Raw genomic sequence first — 18403 nt, 5'->3', positions numbered from 1 at the left:
CGACGCGCGGCTGCGCCGACGCCCCACCCGCCATCCCGCAGGGTCAGAGTTGGTTGAGAAGCGTCGGCGTCGGCCAGGCATCGGCGGGCAGGCCAAGACGCTGTTGTTCGCTTTGCACCGCTTCACGGGTCTTTTCCCCAAGGATGCCGTCGATACCGCCCACGTCATGGCCAAGGGCGACCAGTTTCGTTTGCAGGGCTTTCATGCCGTCACCGTCCAGCCCCGGATCGGACGTTCCGGCGGAGAAGACTTTTGCGCCTTCCAGCCGGGTGGCGAAATAGGCGGCGGTGGTGACGTAGACGAAACTTTGGTTCCACTCAAAGTAGACGTTGAAGTTTGGATAGGCCAGAAAGGCCGGTCCCTTGCGCCCCTGGGGCAGCAGGACCGAGGCCATCAGCCCATCATCGCCAAGGGCGCCGTTGCGGGGGGTGACCCCCATGGCGCGCCATTCGGCCACGCTGCGTGGGTGGTTGAGGCCGGTTTTTGACCAATCGAGCGTTTGGGGCACCGTGATTTCGTGCAGCCAGGGTTCGCCCGGTCGCCAGCCGAGGGTTTTGAGCATGGATGCCCCGGACATCAGCGCATCGGGGGGCGAGGTTTTCAGGCTGATCTTGCCATCGCCATCGCCATCCACACCGTTGCTAAGGATGTCCTCGGGGAGCATCTGCACCATGCCGATTTCACCGGCCCAGGCGCCGGTGGTGGTGTTGGGGTCAAGTTCACCCTGTTCAAATAACGTGAGCGCGGCAAAGACCTGGGGGCGGAACAGATCGGGGCGGCGGCAATCGTGGGCCAGGGTCATCAGCGAGTTGACGGTGTTGAAATCGCCCTGCACCGCGCCGTAATCGGTTTCCAGCGCCCAGAACGCCAGCAGAACGCCGGGGCTGACGCCGTATTCGGCTTTTACCCTGTCGAACACCTTGCCCCATTTGCGCAGGTTGGCGCGGCCGTTGTCGATGCGGTTCTGGCTGATCACCCGGCGCGAGAATTCGACAAAGGGCAGTTGAAACACGCCCTGGCGACGGTCGGCGCGCAGGGTGCTGTCATCCTGACGGGTGTTGCGGAAGAAGGCATCGATGCTGGCCGGGTCGTGGCCGCGGGCCAGGGCCTCGGCCTGCATCCGGGCGCGGAAATCGGCAAAGCTGCCGCCGCAGGGCACGGCGGATTGCGCCGTGGCAAGGGTGGTGCCCAGAGCAAGGGCGGCCAAGGTTGCGAGGGGCAGGTTCATCAATGGATCCTTTGGTGCGGAGCGTCTGGGTTGCAGGGTAACAGGTGGCGCCGGTCAGGCAATGGCCAGCAGTGTCACGAGGATGAGAGCGGCCGCCCAGGCGCGCCACAACAGGCCGACGGCGGCGTCGATGTCAGAGGCGCCGGGGGTGCGGTTTCCGTCGGGGTTGACGAAAGGGAACTGTGTCAGCTTGCCATCATAGCTGCGCGGGCCGGCGAGGGCGATGCCAAGGGCGCGGGCCATGGCGGATTCGGGCCAGCCGGCGTTGGGCGATCTGTGCAGGGCGGCATCGCGGCGGATATTGGCAAACTGGTACAATTGGCCCGAGGTTGCGGCGATCAGCAGGGCGGTCAGGCGGGCGGGAACCAGGTTGAGCAGATCGTCGAACCGGGCGGCAGCCCAGCCGAAGTCTTCGTGGCGCGGGGTGCGATAGCCGATCATGCTGTCGGCGGTGTTGGTGAATTTGTAAATCAAGAGGCCCGGCAGACCGGCGACAGCAAACCAGAAGGCCGGGGCGATCACCCCGTCGCTGAGGTTTTCGGAGGCGGATTCGATGGCGCTGCGGGCGATGGCGGCATTGTCCATGTCGCGGGTGTCGCGGCTGACGATCAGGGCGACGGCGCGGCGGGCGGCACTGCGCGATTGGCGCATGGCATCTGCGACAGCACGGACATGGTCAGACAGGCTGCGTTGGGCCAGCAGGATTGCGGCGGCGATCAGTTCGGGGAAGGGGCCGAGGGGCAGGGCGGCGATCAGCGCGGCGCAGAATAGCGCGAGGGCGCAGAGCAGAACAAGGGCGAGTATGCCCTTGGCGCGGCGGGCTGTGCCGGTGTTGAGGTGTGTATCGCAGAAGGTAACGGCGCGGCCCATGAGGACGGCGGGGTGGGGCAGGCGCGCCCAAATCCAGCGTGGTTCGCCCAGCAGGGCGTCGAGCAGGAAAGCGACGGGGAGGATCATGGCTGGTGGGTGACGCGCGGCTGCGCCGACGCCCCACCCGCCATCCCACAGGCCGTTTCAACCCGGTGCCAGTCGCCGGGGGCGGGCAGGCCAAGGCGCAGCCAGCCGGGGGCATAGTGGAAAATGCGGGTGAGGATGTGGTGTTCGGCAAAGGCGACGTGCCAGCGGTGGGCATCGGGGACAGTATAGAGGCGGAACAGCGGGCAATCGCCCTGCACGGTAGCGCCGGCGCTGGTCATCAGGCTGTCAAGGCGGGCGGCATCGGTTGTGAGCCGTGCGCGTGTGGCATTGGCCCATGTGTCATCGGCCAGCGCCGCCGCGCCGATGCGCAGGGCCGGGCCGCTGACGGGCCAGGGGCCAAGGCGGGCACGCAATTGTCCGATCACCGCCGGATCACCGATGGCAAAGCCCAGCCGCAGCCCCGCCAGCCCCCAGAATTTGCCGAAGCTCTTGAGAATGACGCAGCCCGGCCCAGACATTGGCATATGGCTGTGATCGGGGGCGGTGTCACAGAAGCTTTCGTCGAGCACGGTGAAGCGGGCGAAAGGGCCGCCCCGGAATTCACCCGTAGGGTTGTTGGGATGCACCACCACGCAGGTGTCGGCGCGATCCGGCCCCACGTCCCAACCGGCATGGCGGAATGCGGCGGCATGTTCGTTATAGGTGTCGTCGCGGATCTGCACCTGCTGGCCGCTGAGGCAATAGGGAAGCGCGGCGATCAGGGCCGAGGCACCCGGCGCCGCCAAAAATGCGGCACCGTCCGGCACGGCCCAGGCCCTGCGCGCGGCCTGTTCCAGCGCGTGGGCGGCGGCGCTGTCGGGCAGGGCGCCCCAATCGGCGGGGGCCAGGGGCGGCAGGGGATAGGGAACAGGGTTGATCCCGGTTGACAGGTCGATCCAGTCGGACCGTTGCCCGCCCCATTGCGCGATTGCGCCGTCCAATGCGCCGCCGTGATCGCGTTTCGGGGTCATTCCCCCTCCGTGGGAAGTGGCGGATGGCGCGTAACGAAATGGCCTTTAACCCCTTGGGGCCACTGACGATAGGGCACCTGCCCGGTTTCTGTGGCCGCATGAAGGGCGGCGTAATCGGCGATCGCCTCGGCGGCCTCGGCATCGGGGGTGAACCGGCCCAAGGTATAGTTCAGCTTGCCCGCCCCCTGAACCGCCACGTTGCAGCCGTGGGTACACCCCATGAGGCAGGACACCCGGCGCGTGCGCACGCCGGGACGCGGAACTGCCTCGATCAGGGCGGCAAGGCGGGCGCCGTCGGTGATTTCGGCGCCGGATTCTTCCCACCCCTCACGTTTGCAAGTGTCGCAGATGGTGATCCAGGTGGTCATTGGGCGTGGTTCCCGCTGTTGGGTGATTTTCCGACCCTGTCACGGATCGGCGCGAAAATTCACCGCTCGGGCGGAAACTGCAAGCGGAATATCGCCAGATTGGCGAAGCTGATGCCGATCCCGCGATTGTGAGGTATTTGCCGGGTTTCGTTAACCGTTCGTTAACGGTTGGGTTGGAAACCTCCAGACGACAGGCACGCGTCGCCGATCTGATGGGTGGAGGCAGTATGAATGTGCTTTTGGTACAAGAGAATCCGGCGCTGGCCGATCTCTGGGCCGGTTGCCTGCGGCGCAAGGGCGCGCGGGTGTCGGTGGTGCGGTCGCAAGACGCGGCGATCAGGTTTCTGAGCTGTGGCAACGCCGAAATCGTGATCCTTGATCTTGGGCTGCGCGATGGCTCTCCTCTGGCGGTGGCGGATTACGCCAGCTATCGCCATCCGGGGATCAGGATCATTCCGGTGACCGCCGATTCATTCTTTTCGGACGGGTCGGTTTTTGCCCATGTCCCCAATACCTGCACCACCATGGCACCGGGCATCCTGCCCGAGGATATGGCCGCCATCGTGCAGCATTACGGCGCCAGCGCCGGAGGGTGAGCGCGGGTCGCTTATGCCGGAAGGGACAGCAGGATCTGGATGTCGGCCACGTTGGTGCCTGACGCCCCGGTGATCAGCAGATCGCCGGACAGGGCCAGCGCGGCGTTGCTGTCGTTGTTGGCCAGCAGGGCGGTGGGATTGCCCGCAGCGGCCATGCGCGCCCAGCTTTCGCTGTCGGTGATCCCGCCGGCCGCTTCGGTGGGGCCGTCGCGCCCGTCGGTGCCGCCGGACAGGAACACCCAGCGCCGGGTTATGGGCGCATCATTTGCCAGGGCCGCAACACGCAGGGCCAGTTCCTGATTGCGGCCACCAAGGCCGTCACCGGTCAGTTTTACCGTGGTTTCCCCGCCCCAGAGCAGGGCCGTGGCCGGCGCATCGGCAGGCAGGGCGCGGGCGGCGGCGTGAATGGCGCGGGCGGCGTCGGCCACATCGCCGGTCAGGTTGTCGCTGACGATGCGGGTGTCGAAATCAGTTTCAGCAGCTTTGGCCACCGCGCGCAGGGATTGGCCGTTTGACCCGATCAGGTGGTTGTCGGCCTGCACCGGTTCCGGGGCGTCGGCGGGGGCCGAAAGATGGGTGCGCAAGGGTTCGGGCAGATCGTCCCATACGCCGGCGCGGTGCAGGGTTTCGGCGGCTTGCGCCCGGGTGCCGATGGGCGCGACCGTCGGCCCCGAGGCGATGGCGCGCAGATCATCCCCGATCACATCGGACAGCAAAAGGCCCGTCACCGGTGCGGGCATGGCCAGCCGTGCAAATCCACCCCCTTGAGGCGCGAAACCTGTTGGCGGATCAGGTTCATGTCCACGATATCCAGCCCGCTGGCCAACAAGGCGCGGTTCAGCGCGATCTTGTCATCCAGTGTCAGCCCCGCCACCGGCGCCGGAACCAGGGCCGAACCACCCCCGGAAATCAGCGCGATCACCTGATCGTCGGCGCCGGCCTGTTCCAGCAGGGTGATTACCGCCTGTCCGGCGGCCTCTCCGGCGGCATCGGGCACCGGGTGGCCCGCGCGCATCACCGTGGCGCCCGGACAATCGGCGGTATTTTCGTGATGGGTGACGCAGAGGGCCACATGCGGCCCGCTGACCCGCGTCAGTGCGGCGCGCATCATGGCGGGGGCCGCCTTGCCGATGGCGATCAGGATGGTGCGGCCCTTTGCCCGGGGCAGGGGGTGAGGTCAAGCTGACGGGCAACGGCCGCCGCCGGATCGGCCTGGGCAATTGCCTTTGCGAACAGGGATTGGGCGCTGTCGCGCAGATCTGACAAATTGCTCATGGGTGTGGTTCCGGGGCAGAATATGAATTGCGGACAAACAACGGGCTGGGACTCTGAGTGTCAAGCGCGGTGGTGGAGTATTCGTCGCACCCCGCATTCCCGGTGTGGCATTTTGTCCGGCAATTTTCGGGGGCTTCGATCCCGGTGCCGCCTTGTCGGCCAGAGGGGGCGTGGGTAAGTCAGGCCGATGAAAAACACTGCCATCTCCTCGCCTGTTCCGCAATTGCAAGAGGGCAGCCTTTTGTCGGGCGATGTCGGCAAATGCTGTGCCTGCCCGATTCGGACCAGGGCGATCTGTTCGCGCTCGGGGGCGGATGAATTGTTGCAGCTGGAACAAATCAAATATTATCGCACCTTCGCCCCGGGTCAGCCCATCGTCTGGCGGGGCGACCGGATGGAGCATGTGGCCTCGGTGGTCAGTGGGGTCGCCGCGATCAGCCAATCCCTTGAGGATGGTCGCACCCAGATTGTCGGGCTGCTGTTGAGCAGCGATTTCATCGGGCGCCCGGGGCGTGAAATCGCGCCCTATGATGTCAGCGCGATCAGCGCGGTGACCCTGTGCTGTTTCCGGCGCCGCCCGTTTGAACGGTTGATCGCGACCTCGCCCAGTGTTTCCAAGCGCCTGTTGGAAGTGGTGCTGGACGAATTGGACTGCGCACGCGACTGGATGCTTTTGCTGGGGCGCAAGACGGCGCGCGAAAAGATCGCAAGCCTGCTGGCCCTGATCGCCCGCCGTGCGCGGCTGGCCGATACGGGGCCTTTTGAATTGCCACTGACGCGGGAAATGATGGGGGATTATCTGGGGCTGACGCTGGAAACCGTCAGCCGCCAGATGTCCGCGCTCAGGGCCGAAGGGATTATCACGGTCGATGGCAGCCGGGCGATTTCGGTGCCCGATATGGTCCGGCTGCGCCGCGAGGCCGGGGATGACGACGGGATGATCAACGCCCGGTAAACGCCGTGTGGCGGTCAGTGGGCCATGAGAACCGGCAGGGGGCAATGTTCCAGCATGCGCCGGGTGGTGCCGCCAAGGAAATACTGGCGCATCCGTGAATGCCCATAGCCGCCCATGACAATCATATCCGCCCCCTGGGCCGTGGCTTCGGCGACGATCACCTCGGACACCCGCGCCCCTGCCGACGGCACCACGCTGATGCGCACCTTGGCGCCGTGACGGTTCAGGAACGCCGCCAGCGCGCCGCCCGGGTCCGACCGTTCGGGGCCTTGGCCGGGCGGGTCAATGACACAGATCACCACCTCTTTTGCCTGTGCCAGAAACGGGATCGCAGCCCGCGCCGCCGTAAGGGTGGATTTGCCCTGATCCCAGGCCAGCAGAATGCGTTCCGGTGTGTCCAGTGTTTTAGTGCCTTCGGGCAACAGCAACAGCGGCGCATCACTGTCCAGCAGCGCCGCCTCGACCGCGGCGATATCGACCTGGCCGCGCCATTTTCCATAGGGCTGCGGCAGGATTGTCAGATCAGAGAACCGCGCCTGCTGAGCAAGGACATAGCCAATGCCCGCGCTGGGGGCGACCACGGCGATGTCATCCCAGCTTACGTCTTCGGCGGCCATGCGTTTGGCCAATGCCTCGGTCATTTCGGCGGTGGATGTATCGGCATCCGCCAGCGATGTCGTGATCAGCGTGGTGTTTATGCCGGCATAGCTCAGCCCCGGATCGACAGAATTGACCCCCACCAGAACGACACTGAGGTGCGCCTCGAGGCGTCGCGCCAGATCTATTGCCGCATCCAATGTGTCGGTGTTCTGCGATTCACTGTGCAGAAGCGTCGTGATTGTCTTGAAACTCATGGGTGGCCTCCTGTTTCGGGGATATGCGCAGCGGACGCTGTGAACTGCCGTCGCGTGTCATGATCCTTGTCATGATAAATGTGGGCAAGTGTTGATTTAGATCAAGGCGCCGCCGTCACGTTTGCGAGATCAGCCCTGTCGACAGAACGGGCACGACGCATTGCCCGGCAACGATGGGAACGGGGCGCGGGCCATGGTCAACACATTCAAACTTGTCCTTTTGGGGGAATCGCGCTTTTGGCGGCGATTGCTGCCAATTACGGGCGTGATCTGGCGTATCAGGTTCATGCCATCATCATCATGTTCGTTGCGGCGGGAATGTTCATCTGGGTGCTGCGCCGCTTTGGTGACGCAACGCCACCGGCCGATACCTCGGGGTATATGGACGGGGTGATCCGGTATGGCGTGGTGGCCACAGCGTTTTGGGGGATCGTCGGGTTTCTGGCCGGGACGTTCATTGCGTTTCAACTGGCGTTTCCGGCGCTGAACCTTGAATTCGCCCAGCCGTTCGTGAATTTCGGCCGCCTGCGCCCCCTGCACACCAGTGCGGTGATTTTCGCCTTTGGCGGCAATGCGTTGATCGCCACCTCGTTTTACGTGGTGCAACGCACCAGCAGTGCGCGGCTTTGGGGCGGGAACCTCGCGTGGTTCGTGTTCTGGGGCTACAACCTGTTTATCGTGCTGGCGGCGACCGGGTATCTTCTGGGGTCGACCCAATCCAAGGAATACGCCGAGCCGGAATGGTATGTGGATATCTGGCTGACCATCGTGTGGCTTGCCTATCTGGCGGTGTTTATGGGAACGCTGATCGTCCGGGCCGAAAAGCACATCTATGTCGCCAACTGGTTTTACATGGGGTTCATTCTGACCGTGGCGATGCTGCATGTGGTGAACAACCTATCGATCCCGGTGTCGGTCTTTGGCTCCAAATCGGTGCAGGTGTTTTCCGGGGTGCAGGATGCCATGGTGCAATGGTGGTATGGCCACAACGCCGTGGGCTTTTTCCTGACCGCCGGTTTCCTGGGGATGATGTATTACTTTGTTCCGAAACAGGCGGGGCGCCCGGTTTACAGTTATAAACTGTCGATCATCCACTTCTGGGCGCTGATTTTTCTCTATATCTGGGCCGGTCCGCACCATTTGCATTACACCGCCCTGCCTGATTGGGCCGCGACACTGGGCATGGTGTTTTCGATCATCCTGTGGATGCCCAGTTGGGGCGGCATGATCAATGGCCTGATGACCCTGCAAGGCGCCTGGGACAAACTGCGCACCGATCCGATCATTCGCATGATGGTGGCCGCGCTGGCCTTTTATGGCATGTCCACGTTCGAGGGGCCGATGATGTCGATCCGCGCGGTGAATTCGCTGAGCCACTACACCGACTGGACCATCGGCCATGTGCATTCCGGTGCTTTGGGCTGGAACGGGATGATCACCTTTGCCGCGCTTTATTTCATGACGCCGCGGTTGTGGGGACGTGAAAGGATGTATTCCATGGCGGCAATCAACTGGCATTTCTGGTTGGCGACAATCGGCATCGTTCTTTACGCCTCGTCCATGTGGGTCAGCGGTATCATGGAGGGCCTGATGTGGCGCGAGGTGGATGCGCAGGGGTTCCTCGTCAACAGCTTTGCCGACACGGTTGCAGCGAAATATCCGATGTATGTGGTGCGCGGGCTGGGCGGGGTAATGTATCTGGCCGGTGGTCTGATCATGGGATGGAACATGTGGATGACGATCCGCGGAGGTGCCCGCGTCAAGGCCCCCGTCGCCGTCCCGGCAGAATAAGGAGGCCGCAGATATGGCCAAGACCCCGAACTCCCCCGAAGACAGTGCCGCGCCGCGCCGCAAGGCATCGTTTCTCAGCCGTCACCAGATCCTTGAACGGTCCCCCACCCTGCTGCTGGTGGCGTCGCTGCTGGTGGTGTCGGTTGGTGGCGCGGTCGAGATCGCACCGCTGTTCTATCTGCAAAACACCATCGAGGATGTGGAGGGCATGCGCCCCTATACCCCGCTGGAGCTGACCGGGCGCGATATTTATGTCCGCGAGGGGTGCTATCTGTGCCACAGCCAGATGATCCGCCCCATGCGCGACGAGGTCGAACGCTATGGGCATTATTCGCTGGCGGCGGAATCCATGTATGACCACCCCTTCCAGTGGGGCAGCAAACGCACCGGCCCTGATCTGGCGCGTGTGGGCGGGCGGTATTCCGATGCCTGGCACGTGGATCATCTGAAGAATCCGCAATCGGTGGTGCCTGAATCGATCATGCCGAAATATGCCTTTCTGGCCGATACGCAGATCGACGGCAGATATGTGGCTGATCTGATCGGCACCAACCGTTTCGTTGGTGTTCCCTACACCGATGAAATGGTCGAACAGGCTCGCGCGGATTTCACGGTACAGGCCGATCCTGACGGTGATTATGACGGGTTGCAAAATCGCTATCCGGGGGCCGTTGTCAGCAACTTTGACGGGCAGCCACAGTTGACCGAAATGGATGCGCTGGTCGCTTATCTTCAGATGTTGGGCACGCTGGTTGATTTTTCGACCTTCACCCCCGACGCAAGCCGATAGGGGGCTGCGATGGAACGCTATACCTTTCTGCGCCACTTGGCCGATAGCTGGGTTTTGCTGGCCTTGACGCTGTTTTTTCTGGCTGTGATCGCCTGGGCCTTTCGCCCCGGCAGTCGCGGAATGCACGACGATATCTCGCAGATCCCCCTGCGGGACGACACTGAAAGCCTTGCAATCAGGGGGCGAAAGAAATGAGTCGGAAGACCACCGATAAAGCGACCGGCGTTGAAACCACGGGCCATGAATGGGACGGCATCAAGGAATTGAACAACCCGCTGCCACGCTGGTGGCTGTGGACGTTGTACGGCACGATCGTATGGGCCGTCGGCTATACCATCGCCTATCCCGCCTGGCCGCTGATTTCGGGGGCGACCTCGGGTGTTCTGGGCTATTCCACCCGGGGCGAAGTGGCCAGAGACATCACAGCCGTGGAACAGGCCAACGCCGCCCTGACCCGCCAGTTGGCCGATGTCGACCTTGCCAGCCTTGAGGGCAACGCCGAGTTGAACCGCTTTGCCTCGGCGGCGGGGGCGGCGGTGTTCCGCACCAATTGTTCGCAATGCCACGGTTCGGGCGCGGCGGGGGCTGTTGGGTATCCCAACCTGCTGGATGATGACTGGTTGTGGGGCGGCAGCATCGGGGCGATTGCCACCACGGTGCGCCACGGCATCCGCAACGACACCGATCCTGACGCGCGCTGGTCGCAAATGCCCGCGTTTGGCGAAATTCTGGAAAAGGGCGATATTCCGGCGCTGGTTGCCCATGTGCGGCAAATCTCGGGGCAGGATCATGACACGGCACTGGCCGGTCGGGGGGCCGCGCTGTTTGCTGATAATTGCGCCTCTTGTCATGGCGACACCGGCAAAGGCGACCGGGAACAGGGCGCGCCCGACCTGAGTGACGCGATCTGGCTTTATGGCGGCGATGCCGACACGCTGACCCAGACAATCACCGATGCCCGGTTCGGGATCATGCCCGCCTGGGCCCCGCGCCTGAGCGATGCCGAAATCAACGCCGTCGCCGCCTATGTCCACCAACTGGGTGGCGGCGAATAACGAACGGGGCGCGCGCCCCATGCCCCCGCCCGGCTTTGTGCTGGCAGGGGCGGGGAATGGCGGGTCTGAACCCGTTTTGACTATTCGCCGGATCCGGCTTAGAAACGCCCGACCGATTTCTTTGCATGCGCGATCAGGCACGAAGGACCGCACCAATGGATCACTTGGCGTCAGGAAGCTGTCTGTGCGGCGCCGTCCGGTTTCACATCAATGGCGCATTCGAGAGCTTTTTCTTTGTCATTGCGCGCGTTGCCGCAAGGATACTGGTTCTGCCCATGCGGCAAATCTGTTTTCGTCCAAGGCAGAGATTACCTGGCTGGCGGGGCGGGAAAATATCAAGACGTTCCAACTGCCTGAAACGCGACATGCAAAAAGCTTCTGCATGGAATGCGGCTCTGCCCTGCCAATGTGTCAGATGAACGGTGCCTTGCTGGTCGTGCCTGCGGGGTGTCTGGACAGCCGGATCGGCCTGCGGCCCGATGCGCATATCTGCTATGGCGACCGCGCGGATTGGGCCTGCGCGGTTGCGTCTGCAACGAAAATCGACGGCCTTCCCGGCTAGGCTGATCCATATAAAGTCTGGCCCGTTGATCCGACAAATGGGGCCGTCGTTCGCAATGCCCAGCCTGGCGGTTGATGCCTCGTTTCGCGCAGCGCCCTGCGCGCCCCCAGAGACCCTTGGTCGCAGTTTGATCTGCATCAATTTCATGTTTGATTGCCTGCGCTAGGGTGCATTGCCCAACAGCACCGGAGCCACAGCATGGCATCAGAGTCCTCAACGCCGCTTTATACGCCGCGCGAACCGATTTTCCCGCGTCGGGTGAACGGGGCCTTTCGCCGTGCCAAGTGGTGGATCATGATTTTCACCCTCGGGATTTATTATCTCACCCCGTGGATCAGGTGGGATCGTGGCCCCGCGCTTCCGGATCAGGCGGTGTTGATTGATCTGGCCGGGCGACGGTTTTATTTCTTCTGGATCGAAATCTGGCCCCACGAATTCTACTTTGTTGCCGGTCTTTTGATCATGGCAGGGCTGGGGTTGTTCCTGTTCACCTCGGCGCTTGGTCGGGTGTGGTGCGGCTATGCCTGCCCGCAAACGGTGTGGACCGATCTTTTCATCCTTGTCGAACGCTGGATCGAGGGCGACCGCAACGCCCGCATGCGCCTGTGGAAGGCAAAATGGGATGTCCGCAAATGGCTGTTGCGCCTTGGCAAATGGGCGGTCTGGCTGCTGATCGCCGTGGCCACCGGTGGGGCGTGGGTGTTTTACTTTGCCGATGCGCCTGCGCTGGCCGGTGATCTTTTTACGCTGAATGCCGCCCCCGTGGCCTATGCGACCATTGGGGTGCTTGCGGCGACCACGTTTGTTTTCGGCGGGTTCATGCGCGAACAGGTGTGTATTTACATGTGCCCATGGCCGCGCATTCAGGCGGCAATGATGGACGAAGGCACCCTGACCGTCGGCTATCGCCACTGGCGCGGGGAACCCCGGGGCCGGCACCGCAAGGGGGCACGGGCCGCCGCCGCCTTGCGACAGGCCACGCCCTATACCGTGGCGGAAAAGGATCTGCCTTCGGATGTGACGGGGCAGATGGGCGATTGCATAGATTGCATGGCCTGCGTCAACGTCTGCCCCATGGGGATCGATATTCGGGATGGGCAGCAGATGGAATGCATCACCTGCGCGTTGTGCATCGACGCCTGCGACGATGTGATGGCCAAGATCGGGAAACCGCGCGGGTTGATTGACTATCTCGCGCTGGACGACGAGCCGCCGATGATTTCCATGCCTGCGGCGACGGTTGCTGGTGGCCCCGGGGTGCCGCCTGTCGCTGCCCGACCCGCGCCGGGCTGGCGACCCAAACCCTGTGGAAGCATGTACTGCGCCCGCGTACCATCATCTATACCACCCTTTGGCTGCTGATCGGGGTTGGGTTGGTCTGGGCGTTGTTTGTGCGGTCGGATATCGGGCTGACCGTGGCGCCGGTGCGCAACCCCACCTTTGTCACCCTGTCTGACGGGGCGGTGCGCAATGCCTATGTGCTGCGCCTGCGCAACATGCAGGGCGAGGACCGGCGGTTCCGCCTGCTTATCACCTCTGATGCTGCCATGCAGATCGCGTTGGAGGGCGCAGCGGCAGGGGATACGGTGACGGTTCCGGCCAATGCAATCCTGCAACAGCGGGTCTATGTGACAGCCGGGCCAAACGATCCGGCCAGCACGCGCGACCATACCGATCTGACGATCTGGGTCGAGGATGTGCACGGCGGCGAACGGGCTGGCCGCGCCACGACATTCAACGGAAAGGGCAAATGATGCAACGGGAACTGACCGGCTGGCATGTGCTGTCAATCATCGGGGGTGGTTTTGCGATCATCGTGGCGGTCAATCTGACCCTTGCCTATCAGGCCGTGGCCACATTTCCGGGGCTGGAGGTTGAAAGCTCTTATGTGGCCTCCCAGATGTTTGACACCGACCGCGCCGCGCAAGAGGCATTGGGCTGGGACGTGTCGGCAAAGCTGGATCAAGACGGCTCGCTTTATCTGACGTTCGCCAAGGGGGATGCGACAGTGCAACCCGAAATCGTTTCCGCCACCCTGGGTCGGGCGACCAACATCAGGCAGGACCAGACGCCGGAGTTTCACTTTGACGGGCGCAGTTTCGTGTCCCACGTCAATCTGGGGCGTGGCAACTGGAACCTGCGGTTGGTGGCCCGGGCCGGGGACGGTACGCTTTTCAAGCAACGTATCATCGTCGAGGTGTCGCAATGACCACAGCCTGCCCTGCGTGCCCGCCAATGGCCGATTCCGGCACCACAGCGCCCGCCGAGGGTGGATTGCAGATTTCGCTGCCAACGATCCATTGCGCGGGCTGCATGTCGCGGGTGGAAAAGGCGCTGGCGCAGGTTGACGGGGTGATTTCGGCGCGGGTCAATCTGGGGCTGAAACGCGTGCGGATCGAAACCGCGCCGGGGGTTGGTGCCGCGCCCTGCCTTGCGGCGATCCGCGCCGCCGGGTTCGACGCGCTGGAACTGGACAGCGCGGCCCTGGGCAGTGAGGTTGACAGCACCGGGCGCGCCTTGCTGATCGCAATGGCCGTGGCCGGGTTCGCGATGATGAACGTGATGCTGTTGTCGGTTTCGGTCTGGTCGGGGGCGCAGGATGCGACGCGGGATCTGTTTCACTGGATTTCCGCGATGATCGCCCTGCCTGCCGTGGCCTATGCCGGGCGGCCGTTCTTTTCGTCGGCCGTTTCAGCGCTGAAGGCGGGGCGGCTGAACATGGAGGTGCCGATTTCACTGGCGCTGATCCTTGCCTGTGGCATGTCCCTTTATGAAACGCTCGAAAGCGGGCGACACGCCTATTTTGACGCGGCGCTGTCGCTGACGTTCTTTTTGCTGATCGGGCGGTATCTTGATCACCGCACCCGCATTGCCGCGCGTTCGGCCGCGCGGGAACTGGCGGCGCTGGAGCCCTCGCGCGCCGAACGGATTACCGCCAATGGCGTGGAAACCGTGGCGCTGGCACAGATCGCCGTGGGGGATATGTTGCAGGTGCCCGCCGGAATGCGTGTGCCGCTGGACGGCGTGCTGATCCGGGGCGAAACCACGCTGGACCGCGCCCTTGTGACCGGCGAAAGCGCGCCGGTGACGGCCGGGCCGGGGGATCGGCTGGCGGCAGGCGAGGTGAACCTGACCGGCGCCCTGGAAATGCGCGTCACGGCGGTGGGCGAAGACAGCACCCTGCGGCGCATGGCGGCGCTGATCGAGGTGGCCGAAACCGCGCGCAACAAATATTCCGGGCTGGCCGACCGGGCGGCGGCGATCTATGCGCCGGCGGTGCATCTTTTGGCGCTGTTTGCCTTTGTCGGTTGGGTCTGGGCCAGTGGCGATCTGCGCCTGTCCCTGAATATCGCGATTGCGGTGCTGATTATCACCTGCCCCTGTGCGCTGGGGTTGGCCGTTCCGGCGGTCAGCACAGCCGCCTCGGGGCGGTTGTTCCGGCGCGGCGTGCTGTTGAAAAACGCCACGGCGCTGGAGCGGCTGGCCGAGGTCGACTGCGTGGTCTTTGACAAGACCGGCACCCTGACCGATGGGCGCGCCCGGGTGCAGGATGGGCTGTCGGCAGAGGCGCAATCGGTGCTCAAGGCGCTGGCGCTGGCCTCGCATCACCCGGTGGCACAGGGCCTTTTGGCCGGGTTGCCGCGTGATGTGGTGGCTGCCGACCTGAGTGATGTGACCGAGATAAGCGGCGATGGCGTGCAGGCCCTTTGGCGCGGGCAACCCGTGGCGCTGGGGCGTGCCGCCTGGCTGGGGGGCGACAGCAACCCGACGCTGAAAATTGATGAAACCCTGCATTCTCTGGCCACGGGCGAACAGATGCGCCCCGGCGTGGCCGCTGCGGTGACAGGGCTGCACGCCATGGGCATCGACACGATCCTGTTGACCGGTGACACCGCGAAGGCCGCCGATACCATCGCGGATGCGGCGGGCATTGCTCAGGTGCAGGCCGACATGCGCCCCGAGGACAAGGTGCGCGTGCTGGACGGGCTACGCGCGCAGGGGCGCCGGGTGCTGATGGTGGGCGACGGGTTGAACGATACGCCGGCATTGGCCAGCGCCTTTGTGTCGATGGCGCCGGCCAGCGCGATGGATGTGGCGCGGGTGGTGTCGGACATGGTGCTGCTCAACCCCGATGTGTCGGTCCTGCCTGATGCGGTGACGCTGGCGCGCCGCGCCAAAAAGCGGATTGTCGAAAATTTCACCATGGCGGCAGCCTATAATGTGATCGCCGTTCCATTGGCCGTGGCAGGGTTTGCAACACCGTTGATGGCGGCGCTGGCGATGTCGGCCTCGTCGATTACGGTGCTGCTGAATGCGCTGCGGATACGGGCATGATGATCGGGGGCTTTCGGCGCCGGTTCCAAAGGGGGTGCGCGGTGTGGCCAAGGGTTGACGCGCGGCGCGATCCTGCCACTCTTGCGGGTGTAAAACGGGAGGGCGGCGATGTTCACGGCAACCATGAAATTCGACCACGGCGAAGACATCGACGCGCTGCGCGACATGGTGCATCGCTGGGCGCAGGACCGGGTCAAACCCATGGCCGCCGAAATTGACCAGACCAACGAATTTCCCCGGGCGCTTTGGCGTGAAATGGGCGATCTGGGCCTGTTGGGCATTACGGTGCCGGAACAATACGGCGGCGCTGACATGGGGTATCTGGCCCATGTCGTGGCGGTTGAGGAAGTGGCCCGCGCCAGCGCCTCGGTGTCGCTGTCTTATGGCGCCCATTCCAACCTTTGCGTCAATCAACTGGCCCTGAACGGCAGCGATGAACAAAAGGCGAAATACCTGCCCAAGCTGGTCAGCGGTGAACATGTGGGCGCCTTGGCCATGTCCGAAGCGGGGGCGGGTTCGGATGTGGTGGGAATGAAACTGCGCGCCGAAAAGCGCAACGGATATTACGCCCTGAACGGCACCAAATACTGGATCACCAACGGTCCCGACGCCGACACCCTGATCGTCTATGCCAAAACCGACCCCGAGGCTGGCAGCAAGGGCATCACCGCCTTTATTGTTGAGCGGGGGATGAAAGGATTCACCACCTCACCGCATTTCGACAAGCTGGGGATGCGCGGTTCCAACACCGCCGAACTGGTGTTCGAAGATGTCGAGGTGCCGTTTGAAAACGTGCTGGGGGCCGAAGGCAAGGGCGTGCGCGTGTTGATGTCGGGGCTGGATTACGAACGGGTGGTTCTGTCGGGCATCGGCACCGGCATCATGGCCGCCTGTCTGGATGAAATCATGCCCTATCTGTCGGAACGCAAACAATTCGGCCAGCGGATCGGGGATTTTCAACTGATGCAGGGCAAGATCGCCGATATGTACACCAAACTCGGCTCGGCCCGGGCCTATGTCTATGCGGTTGCCGGGGCCTGTGACCGGGGGCAGGTGACGCGCGCCGATGCGGCGGCCTGCGTGCTGTACGCGTCAGAAGAGGCGATGGTGGTGGCCCATCAGGCGGTGCAGGCCATGGGCGGTGCCGGATTCATGAATGACAGCGCCGTGTCGCGCCTGTTCCGCGATGCCAAGCTGATGGAAATCGGCGCGGGAACGTCGGAAATCCGCCGGATGCTGATCGGGCGCGAAATGATGGGCGCCATGTGATGCGCGCCGCGCCCCGGTTCCTGCAAGGTGGGGCGCTCCTGCCGCGTCCGGTTCTGTGGGTGATCGTGGCGTTGTCGCTGGGCGCGGGGGTGTTGGGGTTTGTCAGTGGCCGCAGCGTGGCCGACCTGACCGAAAGCGAAGTTCTGGCCATATATGGCGCGCTTTACGCCCAGCAGACCGGCGCTGCGCCGGATCGATGCGTTGCCACGCCGGGGCGTGGCAAAGTCTGGTTGATCCTGCGGTGTGGCACCGGCGACGGGGCGCGCCGTTACCATGTGGCCCGCGATGGCGGGCTGATCACGCAGGAGGACGGGCCGTCGGCCTAGCGGCTGTATAACCCCTCATAGATCGGCCCAAGGGTTTCGGGATCGAACAGCGAGGAAACGCTGGTGCCGTTCCAGATGTTCAGGATCGCCTGGGTAAACATCGGCGCTGTGGGGACGATGCGGATGTTGGGGGCGGCCTGAACGGCGGCGGTGGGTTCGATGCTGTCGGTGATGACCAGCGATTTCATGACCGATCCGGTGATCCGTTCAACGGCCGGGCCGGACAGCACGCCGTGGGTGATATAGGAATGCACCTCTTTTGCGCCGGCTTCGATCAGCACTTCGGCGGCTTTGCACAGGGTGCCGGCGGTGTCACACATGTCATCGACGATCAGGCAAACCTTGTCTGTCACATTGCCGATCACCGTCATTTCGGCCACTTCACCGGCCTTTTCGCGCCGCTTGTCGACGATCGACAGCGGGCAGCCGATCCGTTGGGCCAATTCCCGCGCCCGGGCCACGCCGCCCACATCGGGGGAAACGATCATCAGATCATCCATCCGGTCGGCAAACTGGTGCTTGATATCCAGCGCGAACACCGGCGAAGCATAAAGGTTGTCCACCGGAATATCAAAGAACCCCTGAATCTGTGCCGCGTGCAGATCCATGGTCAGCACCCGTTCAATCCCGGCCTCGACGATCATGTTGGCAACCAGTTTCGCGGTGATCGGCGTGCGCGCCTTGGTGCGGCGATCCTGCCGGGCATAGCCGAAATAGGGGATCACGGCGGTGATCCGCGCGGCGGACGACCGGCGCAGGGCGTCGGCCATGATCAACAGTTCCATCAGGTTGTCGTTGGCCGGGTTGCTGGTGGGCTGAATGATGAACATGTCCTCGCCGCGGACGTTTTCATAGACTTCGACAAAGATTTCGGCGTCGTTGAACCGTTCGACACGGGCATCAAGCAGATTGACGCTCATCCCCCGGTGCAGTGACATGCGCCGTGCGATGGCGGCGGCAAGGGGGCGGTTTGAATTGCCCGAGATAAGCTTGGGTTCAGACATGGCAGGCATTTTGAGGGGTTCCCGTGGTGGCGCAGTAACGGAATCGTCACGTTGACACCGCTTAGCA

18 protein-coding genes and 3 pseudogenes are annotated in these 18403 nt (G+C 63.6%); 12 read left to right on the top strand and 9 right to left on the bottom strand.

The genetic code is table 11. The features are described 5' to 3' along the window. Window positions 1-43 precede the first annotated feature (43 nt). Genes AC0L7P_RS17805 through AC0L7P_RS17790 form a run of 4 tightly spaced genes read right to left on the bottom strand, consistent with a single transcriptional unit; the run spans window position 44 to window position 3524 of the window. Window positions 44-1228 carry a lytic murein transglycosylase gene (locus tag AC0L7P_RS17805; protein ID WP_473433923.1) on the bottom strand — a complete coding sequence of 395 codons (1185 nt, stop codon included), beginning with the start codon at window positions 1226-1228 and terminating at the stop codon, window positions 44-46. A gap of 54 nt (window positions 1229-1282) precedes the next feature. Beyond that, a complete protein-coding gene (gene cbiB / locus AC0L7P_RS17800; protein WP_473433922.1) occupies window positions 1283-2185 on the bottom strand; it encodes an adenosylcobinamide-phosphate synthase CbiB in 903 nt (300 codons plus the stop codon). Continuing rightward, window positions 2182-3156, bottom strand: coding sequence for an aminotransferase class I/II-fold pyridoxal phosphate-dependent enzyme (locus tag AC0L7P_RS17795; protein ID WP_473433921.1), 975 nt, complete (start codon window positions 3154-3156; stop codon window positions 2182-2184). Before AC0L7P_RS17795 ends, cbiB begins: the two co-directional genes overlap by 4 nt. After that, window positions 3153-3524, bottom strand: coding sequence for a DUF1636 family protein (locus tag AC0L7P_RS17790; RefSeq protein WP_473433920.1), 372 nt, complete (start codon window positions 3522-3524; stop codon window positions 3153-3155). Before AC0L7P_RS17790 ends, AC0L7P_RS17795 begins: the two co-directional genes overlap by 4 nt. A 227-nt stretch (window positions 3525-3751) precedes the next feature. Between AC0L7P_RS17790 and AC0L7P_RS17785 the strand changes: the two genes are divergently transcribed. Continuing rightward, window positions 3752-4120, top strand: coding sequence for a hypothetical protein (locus tag AC0L7P_RS17785; RefSeq protein ID WP_473433919.1), 369 nt, complete (start codon window positions 3752-3754; stop codon window positions 4118-4120). Between the two features lie 11 nt (window positions 4121-4131). Here AC0L7P_RS17785 and AC0L7P_RS17780 read toward each other — a convergent pair whose 3' ends face one another. The 3 genes and pseudogenes from AC0L7P_RS17780 to AC0L7P_RS17770 all read right to left on the bottom strand — a co-directional run bounded on the left by AC0L7P_RS17780 (window position 4132) and on the right by AC0L7P_RS17770 (window position 5395). Further along, window positions 4132-4548, bottom strand: a complete 417-nt coding sequence (locus AC0L7P_RS17780) for an MOFRL family protein (RefSeq protein WP_473435499.1) — start codon at window positions 4546-4548, stop codon at window positions 4132-4134. 201 nt (window positions 4549-4749) lie between these two features. Then, window positions 4750-5228, bottom strand: a pseudogene (locus AC0L7P_RS17775) (DUF4147 domain-containing protein); the annotation flags it as partial. Between the two features lie 29 nt (window positions 5229-5257). Next, window positions 5258-5395, bottom strand: a complete 138-nt coding sequence (locus AC0L7P_RS17770) for a hypothetical protein (protein WP_473433918.1) — start codon at window positions 5393-5395, stop codon at window positions 5258-5260. 187 nt (window positions 5396-5582) lie between these two features. Here AC0L7P_RS17770 and fnrL point away from each other — a divergent pair, with 187 nt between their 5' ends. Then, entirely contained in the window at window positions 5583-6350 is a 768-nt protein-coding gene (gene fnrL / locus AC0L7P_RS17765) for a transcriptional regulator FnrL (RefSeq protein WP_473433917.1), read from the top strand. Between the two features lie 14 nt (window positions 6351-6364). Here the strand turns inward: fnrL and AC0L7P_RS17760 are convergent, their stop codons facing one another. Then, the gene (locus tag AC0L7P_RS17760; protein ID WP_473433916.1) at window positions 6365-7204 is read right to left on the bottom strand and encodes a universal stress protein; all 840 of its coding nucleotides are present in this window, start codon (window positions 7202-7204) and stop codon (window positions 6365-6367) included. 193 nt (window positions 7205-7397) lie between these two features. On the opposite strand from AC0L7P_RS17760, the pseudogene ccoN reads away from it, so the two are divergent. The 10 genes and pseudogenes from ccoN (at window position 7398) to AC0L7P_RS17710 (ending at window position 17332) form a co-directional block, all read left to right on the top strand. Continuing rightward, window positions 7398-8995, top strand: a pseudogene (gene ccoN, locus AC0L7P_RS17755) (cytochrome-c oxidase, cbb3-type subunit I). Window positions 8996-9008: 13 nt separating this feature from the next. Further along, window positions 9009-9785 (top strand): cytochrome-c oxidase, cbb3-type subunit II, encoded by a 777-nt coding sequence (gene ccoO / locus AC0L7P_RS17750; protein WP_473433915.1) that lies wholly within the window; start codon window positions 9009-9011, stop codon window positions 9783-9785. 9 nt (window positions 9786-9794) lie between these two features. Next, window positions 9795-9980, top strand: coding sequence for a cbb3-type cytochrome c oxidase subunit 3 (locus AC0L7P_RS17745; RefSeq protein WP_473433914.1), 186 nt, complete (start codon window positions 9795-9797; stop codon window positions 9978-9980). Then, the gene (ccoP, locus tag AC0L7P_RS17740) at window positions 9977-10840 is read left to right on the top strand and encodes a cytochrome-c oxidase, cbb3-type subunit III (RefSeq protein ID WP_473433913.1); all 864 of its coding nucleotides are present in this window, start codon (window positions 9977-9979) and stop codon (window positions 10838-10840) included. The genes AC0L7P_RS17745 and ccoP overlap by 4 nt, the downstream gene beginning before the upstream one ends. Further along, a complete protein-coding gene (locus AC0L7P_RS17735; protein WP_473433912.1) occupies window positions 10785-11402 on the top strand; it encodes a GFA family protein in 618 nt (205 codons plus the stop codon). Before ccoP ends, AC0L7P_RS17735 begins: the two co-directional genes overlap by 56 nt. 198 nt (window positions 11403-11600) lie before the next feature. Next, window positions 11601-13156: pseudogene (gene ccoG, locus AC0L7P_RS17730) on the top strand (cytochrome c oxidase accessory protein CcoG). Continuing rightward, the gene (locus AC0L7P_RS17725; protein WP_473433911.1) at window positions 13153-13611 is read left to right on the top strand and encodes a FixH family protein; all 459 of its coding nucleotides are present in this window, start codon (window positions 13153-13155) and stop codon (window positions 13609-13611) included. The pseudogene ccoG and the gene AC0L7P_RS17725 overlap by 4 nt, the downstream one beginning before the upstream one ends. Further along, on the top strand, window positions 13608-15737 hold the full coding sequence (locus tag AC0L7P_RS17720; RefSeq protein ID WP_473433910.1) for a heavy metal translocating P-type ATPase: 2130 nt from the start codon (window positions 13608-13610) through the stop codon (window positions 15735-15737). The genes AC0L7P_RS17725 and AC0L7P_RS17720 overlap by 4 nt, the downstream gene beginning before the upstream one ends. A 108-nt stretch (window positions 15738-15845) precedes the next feature. Further along, a complete protein-coding gene (locus tag AC0L7P_RS17715; RefSeq protein ID WP_473433909.1) occupies window positions 15846-17006 on the top strand; it encodes an isovaleryl-CoA dehydrogenase in 1161 nt (386 codons plus the stop codon). Then, window positions 17006-17332 (top strand): hypothetical protein, encoded by a 327-nt coding sequence (locus AC0L7P_RS17710; RefSeq protein WP_473433908.1) that lies wholly within the window; start codon window positions 17006-17008, stop codon window positions 17330-17332. The genes AC0L7P_RS17715 and AC0L7P_RS17710 overlap by 1 nt, the downstream gene beginning before the upstream one ends. Here AC0L7P_RS17710 and AC0L7P_RS17705 read toward each other — a convergent pair. Then, window positions 17329-18345 carry a ribose-phosphate pyrophosphokinase gene (locus AC0L7P_RS17705; protein ID WP_473433907.1) on the bottom strand — a complete coding sequence of 339 codons (1017 nt, stop codon included), beginning with the start codon at window positions 18343-18345 and terminating at the stop codon, window positions 17329-17331. The two genes, AC0L7P_RS17710 and AC0L7P_RS17705, sit on opposite strands and share 4 nt — an antisense overlap. Window positions 18346-18403 lie beyond the last annotated feature (58 nt).

The organism is Oceaniglobus sp. K40-3, from assembly GCF_055808395.1.
Note: the sequence above shows the minus strand (reverse complement) of the source record. Positions and strands in the feature narration are given on the sequence as shown.

Bases quoted from the DNA above. Each gene is read 5' to 3' on its own strand.
- ccoP (WP_473433913.1), top strand. From the start codon at position 9,977: ATGAGTCGGAAGACCACCGATAAAGCGACCGGCGTTGAAACCACGGGC.
- AC0L7P_RS17745 (WP_473433914.1), top strand. From the start codon at position 9,795: ATGGAACGCTATACCTTTCTGCGCCACTTGGCCGATAGCTGGGTTTTG.
- AC0L7P_RS17735 (WP_473433912.1), top strand. From the start codon at position 10,785: ATGCCGAAATCAACGCCGTCGCCGCCTATGTCCACCAACTGGGTGGCG.
- AC0L7P_RS17725 (WP_473433911.1), top strand. From the start codon at position 13,153: ATGATGCAACGGGAACTGACCGGCTGGCATGTGCTGTCAATCATCGGG.
- AC0L7P_RS17705 (WP_473433907.1), bottom strand. From the start codon at position 18,345: ATGCCTGCCATGTCTGAACCCAAGCTTATCTCGGGCAATTCAAACCGC.
- AC0L7P_RS17760 (WP_473433916.1), bottom strand. From the start codon at position 7,204: ATGAGTTTCAAGACAATCACGACGCTTCTGCACAGTGAATCGCAGAAC.
- ccoO (WP_473433915.1), top strand. From the start codon at position 9,009: ATGGCCAAGACCCCGAACTCCCCCGAAGACAGTGCCGCGCCGCGCCGC.
- AC0L7P_RS17790 (WP_473433920.1), bottom strand. From the start codon at position 3,524: ATGACCACCTGGATCACCATCTGCGACACTTGCAAACGTGAGGGGTGG.
- fnrL (WP_473433917.1), top strand. From the start codon at position 5,583: ATGAAAAACACTGCCATCTCCTCGCCTGTTCCGCAATTGCAAGAGGGC.
- AC0L7P_RS17710 (WP_473433908.1), top strand. From the start codon at position 17,006: ATGCGCGCCGCGCCCCGGTTCCTGCAAGGTGGGGCGCTCCTGCCGCGT.
- AC0L7P_RS17805 (WP_473433923.1), bottom strand. From the start codon at position 1,228: ATGAACCTGCCCCTCGCAACCTTGGCCGCCCTTGCTCTGGGCACCACC.
- cbiB (WP_473433922.1), bottom strand. From the start codon at position 2,185: ATGATCCTCCCCGTCGCTTTCCTGCTCGACGCCCTGCTGGGCGAACCA.
- AC0L7P_RS17795 (WP_473433921.1), bottom strand. From the start codon at position 3,156: ATGACCCCGAAACGCGATCACGGCGGCGCATTGGACGGCGCAATCGCG.
- AC0L7P_RS17770 (WP_473433918.1), bottom strand. From the start codon at position 5,395: ATGAGCAATTTGTCAGATCTGCGCGACAGCGCCCAATCCCTGTTCGCA.
- AC0L7P_RS17715 (WP_473433909.1), top strand. From the start codon at position 15,846: ATGTTCACGGCAACCATGAAATTCGACCACGGCGAAGACATCGACGCG.
- AC0L7P_RS17720 (WP_473433910.1), top strand. From the start codon at position 13,608: ATGACCACAGCCTGCCCTGCGTGCCCGCCAATGGCCGATTCCGGCACC.
- AC0L7P_RS17785 (WP_473433919.1), top strand. From the start codon at position 3,752: ATGAATGTGCTTTTGGTACAAGAGAATCCGGCGCTGGCCGATCTCTGG.